The sequence below is a fragment of the Burkholderia sp. Ap-955 genome, assembly GCF_011753045.1.
Classification (GTDB): domain Bacteria; phylum Pseudomonadota; class Gammaproteobacteria; order Burkholderiales; family Burkholderiaceae; genus Burkholderia; species Burkholderia lata_D.
Genome location: NZ_VWWH01000050.1, coordinates 15,922 through 28,428 on the forward strand (window position 1 = coordinate 15,922; position 12,507 = coordinate 28,428).

Annotated in this window: 10 protein-coding genes; 7 read left to right on the plus strand and 3 right to left on the minus strand. The window is 68.5% G+C overall.

The annotated features are described in order from the left end of the window. Positions 1–129 precede the first annotated feature (129 nt). The 6 genes from F3J15_RS23560 to F3J15_RS23585 all read left to right on the plus strand — a co-directional run bounded on the left by F3J15_RS23560 (position 130) and on the right by F3J15_RS23585 (position 8,941). Positions 130–3,297, plus strand: coding sequence for an efflux RND transporter permease subunit (locus tag F3J15_RS23560; RefSeq protein ID WP_166894364.1), 3,168 nt, complete (start codon positions 130–132; stop codon positions 3,295–3,297). 36 nt (positions 3,298–3,333) lie between these two features. After that, on the plus strand, positions 3,334–4,563 hold the full coding sequence (locus tag F3J15_RS23565; protein WP_166894366.1) for an efflux RND transporter periplasmic adaptor subunit: 1,230 nt from the start codon (positions 3,334–3,336) through the stop codon (positions 4,561–4,563). Positions 4,564–4,568: 5 nt separating this feature from the next. After that, positions 4,569–6,089 (plus strand): efflux transporter outer membrane subunit, encoded by a 1,521-nt coding sequence (locus tag F3J15_RS23570; protein ID WP_166894368.1) that lies wholly within the window; start codon positions 4,569–4,571, stop codon positions 6,087–6,089. A 28-nt stretch (positions 6,090–6,117) separates the two neighbouring features. Next, positions 6,118–6,813, plus strand: coding sequence for a heavy metal response regulator transcription factor (locus F3J15_RS23575; protein WP_011355331.1), 696 nt, complete (start codon positions 6,118–6,120; stop codon positions 6,811–6,813). Beyond that, positions 6,810–8,249, plus strand: coding sequence for a heavy metal sensor histidine kinase (locus F3J15_RS23580; RefSeq protein ID WP_166894370.1), 1,440 nt, complete (start codon positions 6,810–6,812; stop codon positions 8,247–8,249). The genes F3J15_RS23575 and F3J15_RS23580 overlap by 4 nt, the downstream gene beginning before the upstream one ends. A 104-nt stretch (positions 8,250–8,353) precedes the next feature. Then, entirely contained in the window at positions 8,354–8,941 is a 588-nt protein-coding gene (locus F3J15_RS23585; protein ID WP_069251472.1) for a LysE family translocator, read from the plus strand. Positions 8,942–8,951: 10 nt separating this feature from the next. On the opposite strand, the gene F3J15_RS23590 is transcribed toward F3J15_RS23585, so the two are convergent. Next, positions 8,952–9,797: an AraC family transcriptional regulator gene (locus F3J15_RS23590; protein WP_166894372.1), complete on the minus strand. Its 846-nt coding sequence runs from the start codon at positions 9,795–9,797 to the stop codon at positions 8,952–8,954. A 175-nt stretch (positions 9,798–9,972) separates the two neighbouring features. Here F3J15_RS23590 and F3J15_RS23595 point away from each other — a divergent pair, with 175 nt between their 5' ends. Then, positions 9,973–10,767, plus strand: coding sequence for an SDR family NAD(P)-dependent oxidoreductase (locus tag F3J15_RS23595; protein WP_166894373.1), 795 nt, complete (start codon positions 9,973–9,975; stop codon positions 10,765–10,767). Between the two features lie 24 nt (positions 10,768–10,791). Here the strand turns inward: F3J15_RS23595 and F3J15_RS23600 are convergent, their stop codons facing one another. Together F3J15_RS23600 and F3J15_RS23605 are read right to left on the minus strand one after the other, a co-directional pair. Next, positions 10,792–11,190 carry a hypothetical protein gene (locus tag F3J15_RS23600; RefSeq protein WP_240159040.1) on the minus strand — a complete coding sequence of 133 codons (399 nt, stop codon included), beginning with the start codon at positions 11,188–11,190 and terminating at the stop codon, positions 10,792–10,794. A gap of 197 nt (positions 11,191–11,387) precedes the next feature. Next, complete coding sequence (locus tag F3J15_RS23605) at positions 11,388–12,458, minus strand: AI-2E family transporter (RefSeq protein ID WP_089447554.1); 1,071 nt, start codon at positions 12,456–12,458, stop codon at positions 11,388–11,390. Positions 12,459–12,507: the final 49 nt, after the last annotated feature.

A 12,507-nucleotide genomic window follows, 5' to 3' on the forward strand; every position in this document is an offset into this window, starting at 1 on the left:
TCGGCAATCGGCCGCCCCGCCCCGACCTGACAATTCCGCCAGTTTCGCGACAGTAACCCGTTCCACGCCGACGCCTATCATTCGGGTTCCATTTACCCACGCCTGATCACCGCCCGTCCCGCTGCCTCCATGTGGATCGTCAATCTCGCGCTCAAGCGCCCCTACACGTTCATCGTGATGGCCATCATGATCGTGCTGGCCACCCCGCTTGCGTTGATGCGCACGCCGGTCGACGTGCTGCCCGCGATCAACATTCCCGTGATCAGCGTCATCTGGAATTACAGCGGCTTCTCCGCGACCGAGATGACGAACCGCATCACGTCCGTGCATGAGCGGATCCTGACGACGACCGTCAACAACATCCAGCACGTCGAATCGACGTCGTTGCCCGGCATCGCGGTCGTGAAGGTGTTCCTGCAGCCGGGCGCGAACGTGCAGACGGCGATCGCGCAGACGGTCTCGTCCGCGCAGGCGATCGTGCGACAGATGCCGCAGGGCGCGACGCCGCCGCTCGTGATCACCTATTCGGCGTCGAGCATCCCGGTGATCCAGCTCGGGCTGTCGAGCAAGACGCTCAGCGAACAGTCGCTCGCCGACATCGCGCTCAACTTCCTGCGCCCGCAGCTGATCACGGTGCCGGGCGTGCAGATCCCGTTCCCGTACGGCGGGCGCACGCGCGTGGTCGCGATCGACCTCGATCCGCAGGCGCTGCAGTCGAAGGGGCTCACGCCCGCCGACATCGTCAACGCGGTCAACGCGCAGAACCTCGTGCTGCCGACCGGCACCGCGAAGATGGGCCAGACCGAATACCGGATCGACACGAACGCGTCGGCCGATACGGTCGCCGACATCAGCAGCCTGCCGGTCCAGACGATCAACGGCGCGACCACCTACCTGCGCGAGGTGGCGTCGGTACGCGACGGCTTCGCGCCGCAGACCAACGTCGTGCGTCAGAACGGCCAGCGCGGCGTGCTCATCTCGATCCTGAAAAGCGGCGATGCGTCGACGCTCAAGGTCGTGTCGGACCTGAAGACGCTGCTGCCGAGGGTGATCCCGACGCTGCCCGAAGGGCTCACGATCACGCCGCTGTTCGACCAGTCGGTGTTCGTCAACGCGGCCGTCCAGGGCGTGATCCACGAGGCGCTGATCGCCGCCGTGCTGACCGCGATGATGATCCTGCTGTTCCTCGGCAACTGGCGCAGCACGCTGATCATCGCGATCTCGATCCCGCTGTCGATCTTCACGTCGCTGATCGCGCTGTCCGCGCTCGGCGAGACCATCAACATCATGACGCTCGGCGGGCTCGCGCTCGCGGTCGGGATCCTGGTGGACGATGCGACCGTCACGATCGAGAACATCGAGCGGCACCTGCATCTCGGCACCAACCTGCACGACGCGATCCTCGAAGGCGCGGGCGAGATCGCGGTGCCCGCGTTCGTGTCGACGCTGTGCATCTGTATCGTGTTCGTGCCGATGTTCTTCCTGACGGGCGTCGCGCGCTTCCTGTTCGTGCCGCTCGCGGAAGCCGTCGTGTTCGCGATGCTCGCGTCGTACGTGCTGTCGCGCACGCTGGTGCCGACGCTCGCGATGCTGCTGTTCCGCGCGCAGCAGGCGGGCACCGGCCCCGACCAATCGACGTCGCGCTTCGCGCGCATCCATCACGCGTTCAACGCTGCGTTCGAGCGGCTGCGGGCGTGGTACATCGTGCTGCTCAGCATCCTGCTGGTGCGTCGCCGCTTCTACGCGACGTGCTTCCTCGGTTTCTGCGTGCTGTCGACGGGCCTCGTGTTCGTGCTCGGCCGCGACTTCTTCCCGAATGCGGATTCCGGCAACATCCGGCTGCACATGCGCGCGCCGACCGGCTACCGGATCGAGGAAACCGCGCGCCTCGCCGACCAGGTCGAGCGCGTGATCCGCGAAACCGTGCCGCCCGACGAACTCGGCGCGATCGTCGACAACCTCGGCCTGCCGGTGAGCGGCATCAACCTGTCGTACAGCAACGCGGGCACGATCGGCACGCTCGACGGCGAGCTGCTGATCGCGCTGAAGCCCGGCCACCGCGCGACCCAGCACTACGTGCAGACGCTGCGCAAAGTGCTGCCCGAGCGCTTCCCGGGCGTCGAGTTCTTCTTCCAGCCGTCGGACATCATCACGCAGATCCTCAACTTCGGCCAACCGGCCGCGATCGACCTGCAGGTGCTCGGCAACGATCTCGCGAGTAACATGACTATTGCGAGCGGCCTGATGAAAAAGATCAGGCAAATCCCCGGCGCCGTCGACGTGCACGTGCTGCAGCGTAACGACGAACCGACCCTGCTGGCCGACATGGACCGTACGCGCATGCAGCAGCTCAACCTCTCCGCGCAGAACGTCGCGCAGAACATGCTGATCTCGCTGTCGGGGAGCTCGCAGACGACGCCGTCGTTCTGGATCAACCCGCGCACCGGCGTCCAGTACCCGCTGCAGATCCAGACCCCGCAATACAACATCTCGTCAGTCGACGACCTGCTCGGCACACCGATCTCGGCGAGCGGCCGCACGGGCATGCCGCTGCAACTGCTCGGCAACCTCGTGCAGGTGCGCAGCACCGCGAACCCCGCCGTGATCACGCACTACAACATCCGCCCGGCGATCGACGTGTACGTGAGCGTCGAAGGCCGCGACCTCGGCGCGGTGGCCGGCGAGATCGACCGCATCGTGTCGAATGCGCGCGCGACGCTGCCGCGCGGCACCGAGCTGACGATGCGCGGCCAGATCGAGACGATGCGCACGTCGTATATCGGCCTCGGCGCGGGCGTCGCGATGGCGATCGTGCTGGTCTACCTGCTGATCGTCGTCAATTTCCAGTCGTGGCTCGACCCGCTGATCATCATCAGCGCGATGCCGGCCGCGCTCGCCGGCATCGTCTGGATGCTGTTCATCACCGGCACGCACCTGAGCGTGCCCGCGCTGACGGGCGCGATCATGACGGTGGGCGTCGCGACCGCGAACAGCATCCTGGTCGTGTCGTTCGCGCGCCAGCGCCTCGAGGCCGGCGCGCCGCCGCTCACGGCTGCGCTGGAAGCCGGCGCGACACGGATCCGGCCGGTGCTGATGACGGCGCTCGCGATGATCATCGGGATGGTGCCGATGGCGCTCGGTCTCGGCGAAGGCGCCGAGCAGAATGCGCCGCTCGGCCGCGCGGTGATTGGCGGGCTGCTGTTCGCGACCGTGTCGACCTTGCTGTTCGTGCCGCTCGTGTTCGGCGGCGTGCATGCGCGGCTGGCCCGCCGGCGTGCGCGCCAGGCCGGCCACTGACTTTCGTCCCACTACCCGGTTGATTTGGTTGAATTCATGGAAGAGAAACATCACAGCGCCGTCGGCATCCAGGTGGACGAACACGGCATGCACCTGCCGACACGGTCGTCGGTGTCGCGACGCGGGAAAATCGTCCTGATCGTGATCGGCGTGCTGCTGGCCGCCGGCGCCGCGCGCACGGTCGTCGTCAACGTGCTGAACCACAACCGGCTCGACGCGGTCGCCCAGCAGAACACGCGCCAGTACGTGACCATCGCGCATCCGGTCGATGCGGCCACCGGCGGCAAGCTGACGCTGCCCGGCACGCTGCGCGGCTTCGTCGAGGCGCCGATCTACGCCCGCGCGAGCGGCTACGTGCTGCGCTGGCAGGCCGACATCGGCGCGCACGTGAAGCAGGGCCAGACGCTCGCCGAACTCGACACGCCCGAGCTGAACCAGGAACTCGCGCAGGCCACCGCGCAGCGCCAGCAGGCGCAAGCCGCACTCGCGCTCGCGAAGACGTCGTTCGACCGCGCGCAGCAGCTGCGCCAGCGCGATGCCGTCTCGCAGCAGGAACTCGACGACCGGCAAGGCGCGTTCAACCAGGGCACCGCGAACCTCGCCGCGGCCGATGCGAACATGCGCCGCCTCACCGAGCTGAAAGGCTTCCAGCGGATCGTCGCGCCGATCGACGGGATCGTCACGCAGCGCAACGTCGACGTCGGCGATCTCGTCAGTTCCGGCAATGCGGGCCGCTCGCTGTTCACCGTCGTGCAGGCCGACCGGCTGCGCCTCTACGTGCAGGTGCCGCAAGCGTATGCGCAGCAGGTGAAGGTCGGCCAGCACGTGAGCGTCGCGCAGGCCGAGCTGCCGGGCCGGACCTTCGACGGGACGGTCACGCGCACGTCCGAGGCGATCGACGTCGCGACGCGCTCGCTGCAGATCGAAATCACGCTGCCGAACCCGGACGGCCGGCTGCTGCCCGGCGCGTACGTGCAGGCGACGCTGCCGATGACGCCGGTCGGCCGCCTGCAGGTGCCGGCCAATACGTTGCTGTTCCGTGCCGAAGGCCCGACGGTCGCCACCATCGATGCGAATGGCCAGGTGCGCCTGAAGCAGGTGACGGTCGTGCGCACGATCGGGCAGACGCTCGAAGTCGACGGCCCGCTCACGCCGAATGACCGCCTCGTCACGAACCCGAGCGACGCGCTCGCGAACGGCGACCCGGTGATCGTCACGGCACCGGCCGCGAAGCCGGCCTCCGGCGCCGCGGAGGCGAAGTCGTGATCGCGATGCGACTCCGCCGGCGGCCTGCCGCCGTCTCCATCACGTCGGTTGCGCTCGCCGCCGCGCTCGCCGGCTGCACGGTCGGCCCTGATTACAAGCGGCCCGACGTCGACACACCGGCCGCGTGGCACCTCGACCCGGCGGATGCGTACTGGCATCCGGCCGCGCCGGCCCGCGCGCCGCTCGACCCGGCATGGTGGACCGCGTTCGGCGATCCGCAGCTCGATGCGCTTGAAGCCGACGCGCTGCGCAACAACCAGAACCTGAAAGCCGTCGCCGCGCGCTACGACCAGGCGAAGGCGACGCTCGCGTCGGTCGCCTCGGCGCAGTATCCGGCCGTCGGCCTGAACGCGAGCGGCCAGCGCTTCAAGATCTCCGCCGACCGGCCGCAGACCAACTACGCGACGAAAAGCATGTCGACCGTGCAGAACGAGATCCAGGTCGGCGCGGCCGTCAGCTACGAGCTCGACCTGTTCGGCCGCGTGCGGCGCAGCGTCGAATCGGCGCAGGCGACGACCGAGCAGGCCGGCGACGATTTCGCGAACGCGCGCCTGGTGCTGACCGCCAATCTCGCGTCGAGCTATTTCGCGCTGCGCGAATTCGATACCGAGATCGATGTCGTCAAGCGCTCGATCGACCTGCAGCAGAAAGCGCTCGACTACGTGAGCGCGCGCCACGACCTCGGCGCGGTGTCAGGACTCGACCTGCTGCAGCAGCGCGCGCAGCTCGACGCGACGCGCACGCAGGCGCAGTTGCTGCTCCAGCAGCGCGTGCAGGTCGAAACCGCGATCGCGACGCTGGTCGGCACGCCGGCCCCCGCCTTCTCGATCGCGCCGCGCGTCGTGCCGATCAACGCGCCGGCGCTGCCGGCCGGCCTGCCGAGCGACGTGCTGCAGCGGCGCCCTGACGTCGCGTCGGCCGAGCGCGCGATGGCCGCCGCGAATGCGCAGATCGGCGTCGCGCGCGCCGCATATTTCCCGCGCATCACGCTGTCGCCCGATATCGGCTGGGACGCGACGCGCTTCGCCGGCCTGTTCACCGTGCCGGCGTTGCTGTGGTCGGTCGGCGGGTCGCTCAGCCAGCCGCTGTTCCAAGGCGGCAAGCTGAAAGCCGGCGTCGATTTCGCGCAGGCCGGCTATGTCGCCGCGCAGGCCAGCTACCGGCAGACCGTACTCACCGCGTTCCAGGAGGTGCAGAATGCGGTCACGGGACTGTCGGTGCTCGCCGACGCCGCGCAGCAGGCGTCCGCGGCCGTCGACGATGCGCGCAAGCTCGTGTCGCTCGCGCAGGATCGCTACGCGGGCGGCCTGACGCCGTTCATCGACGTGCTGACGGCCCAACAGCAGTTGCTGACGAGCGAGCGCCAGGCCGTGCAGATCCAGGGCCAGCGCGCGGCGCTCGTCGTGTTTCTCGCGAAGGCGCTGGGCGGCGGCTGGGATGGCCAAGCCGCGGGCGGCCCCGCGCCGGCCGAGGTCGCCACGGCAGCGCCGACGCCGGCGCCGGACCCGGCGCACCCGAGCCCTTAACCGGATTACCCGGACAACGGATTCCCACATGAAAGTCCTGATCGTCGAAGACGAACCGAAAGTCGTTGAATACCTGAAGAGCGGCCTGACCGAGGAAGGCTGGGTCGTCGACACCGCGCTCGACGGCGAGGACGGCGCGTGGAAAGCCGTCGAATTCGACTACGACGTGGTCGTGCTCGACGTGATGCTGCCGAAGCTGGACGGCTTCGGCGTGCTGCGTGCATTGCGCGCGCAGAAGCAGACGCCCGTCATCATGCTGACCGCGCGCGACCGCGTCGACGACCGCGTGCGGGGCTTGCGCGGCGGCGCCGACGACTACCTGACCAAGCCGTTCTCGTTCCTCGAACTGATCGAGCGGCTGCGCGCACTGACGCGCCGCGCCCGCGTGCAGGAATCGACGCTGATCTCGATCGGCGACCTGCGCGTCGACCTGATCGGCCGCCGCGCGACCCGCGACGGCACGCGGCTCGACCTGACCGCGCAGGAATTCCAGCTGCTCGGCGTGCTCGCACGGCGCAGCGGCGAGGTGCTGTCGAAGACGACCATCGCCGAACTCGTGTGGGACGTGAACTTCGACAGCAACGCGAACGTCGTCGAAACGGCGATCAAGCGCCTGCGCGCGAAACTCGACGGCCCGTTCACGGACAAGCTGCTGCACACGATCCGCGGCATGGGCTACGTGCTCGAGGCGCGCGAGGACGGCGACACCGAGAGGCCCGCATGAAACGCTCGATCGTCCTGCGGCTGTCGGCGATGTTCGGCATCGTGTCGCTGCTCGTGTTCACGCTGGTGGGCTGCGGGCTGTTCGTGATGATGGAGCGCCAGCTGTTCGCCGAGCTGCGCGCGACGCTGGACACGCGCACCAAGGTTGCCGAAATGATCGTGTCGCATGCGACCACGGCCATGCGCGGACGTCTCATGCAGGAGAAACTCGCCGACCTCGAGCCGCCCGACGGCTCGACGCACTACCAGGTCGACAGCCCGAATCCGGATTTCCGCTTCGGCACGCCCGTCGACGGCGTGCCCGTCGGCGCACCGTTCGGCGCCTTCCAGCGCTACGCGCTGAACCACAGCACCTACGACGTGATGACGAAGACCGTCATGGTGGCCGGTAACGGCGAGCGGCCGACGCTGAAGCTGATCGTCGCCAGCTCGTGCGAGCGCACGCAGCGGATGCTGCGCCGCTTCGGCTGGACGCTCGCGGGGCTGATCGCGATCGCCACGATCATCACGCTGCTGCTGAGCCGCGCGGTGGCCCGCTTCGGGCTCGCGCCGCTCGACCGGCTGTCGCAGGACGCATCGGCGATCAGCCTCGCGAACCGCCGCCAGCGGCTGCAGACCGACGCGCTGCCGCCCGAGCTGCGCGACCTCGCGACGTCGTTCAACGGTGCGCTCGACCGCATCCAGCAAACCTACGCGCGGCTCGAGGCGTTCAACGCGGACGTCGCGCACGAGCTGCGCACGCCGGTCAGCATCCTGATCGGCCAGACCCAGGTCGCGCTGACCAGCCGCGACCGCACGGTCGATCGGATGCAGCGGACGCTGCAGTCGAACCTCGAGGAATTCGAGCGGCTGCGCGTGATCATCAACGACATGCTGTTCCTGTCGCGCAGCGACCGCGGCGAACGCGCGACCGACCTGAAGGACGTGTCGCTCGCCGACGAAGTGCGGCGCATGCTCGACTTCCTCGAGATCCCGCTCGACGAGGCGCAGTTGCGCGCCGAGTTGCACGGCGATGCGCGCGCGGCCGTCGATCCGTCGCTGTTCCGCCGCGCGATGACGAACCTGCTGATCAACGCGATCCAGCATTCGGCGCCCGGCGCGACGGTCAGCGTGACGATCGTGCGTCGCGACACGCTCGTCGAAATGTCCGTCGCGAACCCCGGCGAGCCGATCGACCCGGCCCGGCGCTCGCACGTGTTCGAGCGCTTCTACCGGCTCGAGGAAGCCCGCGCCAACAGCAAGGAGAACCACGGGCTCGGGCTGTCGATCGTCAAGGCCGTCGCCGAGATGCACGGCGGCAGCGTATTCGTCGCGTGTTCGGGCGGCATCAACACGTTCGGGTTCTCGGTATCGACCCAACCGGGCGCAGGCACCCCGCTGCGCCCGGCCGACGCGCGCGATGCGCGGCCGGCCCACGCGCCGCGCGCGCTGCACTGACGGCGGCCCTGCGGCCGCCCGCCGAGGGCAGTTTTCTTCAATACGGGCCTGTGCGGCTCCCGTAGTCTCGATGCGACTTTCGACCTTTCGCATGGAGACATCCAATGAGCATGCTGGTTTCGATGGCCGCGTTCGCGCTCGCCTCGTCGATCACCCCCGGCCCCGTCAACATCGTCGCGCTCAGTGCCGGCGCACGCCACGGCCTCGGCGCGAGCCTGCGCTATGCGGCCGGCGCGACGCTCGGCTTCGTCGCGCTGTTCCTGCTGATCGGCCTCGGGCTGCACGCGGCGCTCGCGCGCTGGCCGGTGCTGACGACCGCCACGCAGTGGTCGGGGATCGCGTTCCTGCTTTATATGGCGCTGCGGCTCGCGCTCGATGACGGCCGGCTGTCGGCCGACCCGGACGTGGCCGGCCCGTCGGCGGCCGCCGGCGCGGCGATGCAGTGGCTGAATCCGAAGGCGTGGCTCGCGTGCGTGGCCGCGATGGGCGCGTATGCGGCCGATGGCGACCGCACGCAGGTCTGGCAGTTCGCCGCGCTGTATCTGGTGATCTGTTTCGCGTCGATCGCGTGCTGGTCGTATGCGGGCGCGTCGCTGCGGCATCGGCTGGCGAACGCGCGGCACATGCGCGTGTTCAACCGGCTGATGGCGCTGCTGCTCGCGGGCAGCGCGCTCTTCCTGCTCGACGCCTAGGGGTTGCTGTTCAGTTCGTCGCGCTGCGGTACTGGCCGGGCGTCGCCGCCGCGATCCGCCGGAACGCACGCTGGAAATGCGCCTGGTCGGCGAAGCCCGCATCCAGCGCGACGTCGGCGATCGGCCGGCCGCGACGCAACTCCGTGCGGCCGTACTGCACGCGGCGATCGATCAGGAAGGCATGCGGCGTCATCCCGTAGCGGGCGTTGAACGCGCGGATCAGATATGACGGCGACAGATCGGCCGCCGCGCAGATCGCATCGAGCGTGACGCCCTCTCGGCAATGTGCGGCGATGTAGTCGGCCGCGCGCGCGAGCCGGGCGTTGTCGTCCCCGGCGCGCGGGCCGGGCAGTTCGCGATCGAGCGCACCGTGCAGCGCCGTGAAGAACCCGACCGCCGCGCTCTCCTTGCCGAGCGGATCGACGCCGGGCGCGACGAGCGTGCGGTAGAAGCCGCCAAATTGCGCGAACAGGTCGCGCCGCTCCGTCAACTTCTGCGAAAAGCCGTGAAAATCGCTGTTCGGATCGCGACCGAGCGAATGCTGAAGCCGCGCGAGCCACGACACGTCGACATAGACCATCCGGTACGCCCATGCGTCGGCGCCATACGGATTACACGCATGCACCTGTTCCGGATCGATGACCACGAGCACGCCGCGCCCGACGTGCTCGTTCGTCGCGCCGTTCACGTAGGTGCTCGTGCCGCCGACGATCGCGCCCACCGAAAACGTGTCGTGCGTGTGCTTCGCGTAACAGATCGCGCGGCCGTCGTCGACGGTGCGCGCCTCGATGAACGGCAGCGCGGCGTCACGCCAGAACGGCGACGGGACAACGGATCGGTTGGCGGTACGGCTCACGCGGCGGGCTCCCGGTTCGGACGGCGAACGCTCACCGTACAAGACTGTGCGGCGCCGCGCAACCGGATCGGCGGATTGCGGCTTCAATACCGGATCGCGCCGTTTCGCCTAAGCTTTGAATTCCGTCCGCCGCGGCACGCGCAGCGATTCCGTTCCTTCCTCTCCCGTCACGCACATGCAAATCGATCTGAATGGCAAGACCGCGGTCGTCACCGCCTCCACCGCCGGCATCGGGCTCGCGATCGCCGAAGGGCTCGCGCGCGCCGGCGCGCGCGTCGTCGTCAACGGCCGCAGCGATGCGTCGGTGCAGTCCGCACTCAAGCACCTGCGCGCCGCCTTCCCCGATGCAGACTTCGACGGCGTCGCGGCCGACCTGTCCGATGCCGCCGGCGTTGCGCGCATCACGCAGCACACGCCGGCGGCCGACATCCTCGTCAACAACGCGGGCATCTACGGCCTGAAGGCGTTCTTCGACATCGACGACGCCGAATGGGACCACTATTTCCAGACCAACGTGATGTCCGGCGTGCGCCTCGCGCGGCATTACCTGAAGGGGATGATCGAACGCAATGCCGGGCGCATCGTGTTCATTTCGTCGGAATCGGGCCTGAACATCCCGGTCGACATGATTCATTACGGTTTCACGAAAACCGCGCAGCTGTCGATCGCACGCGGCCTCGCGAAGCTCGCGGCCGGCACCCACGTGACCGTCAACTCGGTGCTGCCGGGGCCGACGATGTCGGACGGCGTGCGGGCACTGCTGAAGGAAACGGCCGACGAAACCGGCCGCAGCGTCGAGGACGTCGCCGTGGATTTCGTGCGTAACCACCGCTCGAGCTCGATCATCCAGCGGCCGGCGACGCCGGAGGAAGTCGCGAACATGGTCGTCTACGTGTGCTCGCCGCTCGCCTCGGCAACGACGGGCGCCGCGTTGCGGGTGGACGGCGGCGTGGTCGACACGATCGCGTAACGGCGAACGGGCAAGGCCGCCGCGCTAGCGCGAGGCGGCCTTGCCCGGCTGAAGCGTGCCCTTGCGGTCGGCGTTCATGCAGGAATCGAAGCCGTATTGCGTGACGACGCCGGCCCTGTCGAACACGACGAAATACTCGCGGTGATCGTTGCCGTGCTCGATGAAGTAGTTGTAGCAGACACCGTTGCCGTTGCGGACCATCCAAACACTGCGCGGATTGCCGGCGGCCCGGACGACATCGGCGCGTGTCGCGCCGTGCCGCGACGCGGCCCTCGCGAGCGGCGTGCGCGAATACGAGAATGGCAGCCACGAGTCGAACCACGCGCAACCGTGCAACATCAGGCAGCTGGCGGCCAGGGACAGCGTCGCTGCGGGACGGGACATCGTAATCAATCGCATGCTTGGGAAAATCGGCCGCGCCATGCCGGCGTAATCGAAAGCCCCATGCTACTCGACCTTTGGGTCCGGATCGAAAAGAAATGTAGAGATCTTTATCCGAATCCTGGCATTGCATGCTTCGGCACACGCCTGATCGGCGCCCGTCGCGGCGGCCGATGCGCGCTTGAACACGCATCCGCACCATCGCTTTCTGCCGCCTCGGCACGCATCGTCACGCATTGTCACGCGATCCATTCGGCCCACAGCATCGTCAGCACCGTCATCAGCGCGGGGCCGACGAACAGCCCGATCAGGCCGAACGTCTCGGCGCCGCCGAGAATGCCGAACAGCACGAGCAGGAACGGCAGCCGCGCGGAACTGCCGATCAGCACCGGCCGCACGAAGTGCTCGGCGACGAACACGACAACGAATCCAAGCACGGCCACCACGATGGCCCACATGGTCGCGCCCTGCACGAACAGCCAGAGCGCGGCGCCGCAGAACACGACGGGGGCGCAGAACGGCAGCATCGCGGCGATCGCCGTGACGAGGCCGAGCAGTGCCGCATGCGGGACGCCGGCCAGCGCATACGCGATACCGAGCAGCGCGCCCTCGCCGAGCCCGACGACGACGAGCCCCGTCACCGTGCCGAACACGGCCGCGACCATCCGCTCGATCAGCTCCGCGCCGCTGCGCCCGAACGCGCGCCGCGCGCCCTGCAGCAATGCCCCCGACAGCTTGTGGCCGGCGCGCAGGATCACGAACAGCGTGACGAGCATGAAGCCGAATTCGAGCAGCGCGTGCGCGAGCTTCGTGCCGAACTGCCGGCCGAACGCGAGGAATTTCTCGCTGTTGACGCCGTGCATCGCGGTGGCCGCATGCAGCGGATGGGCGAGGTTGGTCTGCCACCATTCGGTGATCTGCGCCGCGCCGTAAGGCAGCCGGGCGACCACCTCCGGCACCGGGATGCCGTTGTCCTGGATCGTGCGCAGCCACTCGCGCAGGTCGTGCGCCTGGCCGATCGCCTGGGTCGCCGCGACGGCCACCGGCAGCACGACCAGCAACGAGATCGCCGCCGTGATGACGAGCGCGATGAGCGTCGGGCGGTTGCGGAACAGCCGGTGCGATTCGAAGCGCTTCAGCATCGGCCACATCGCGATGGCGATCACGCAGGCCCACGCGATGGCGGGAATGAAATCGCGGATCACCCACAGCGCGATCACCAGCAGCGCCGCAACCAGCACGGCGCGGGAGACCTGCTGCGTGCGCGGCCGAGCGGCGGGCTCGGGAGACGACGGGACATGCGCGCCCATGGCACCTCTGTCGAAATGAAAAAAATGGCGATTCGCGCAGGCAACCGGC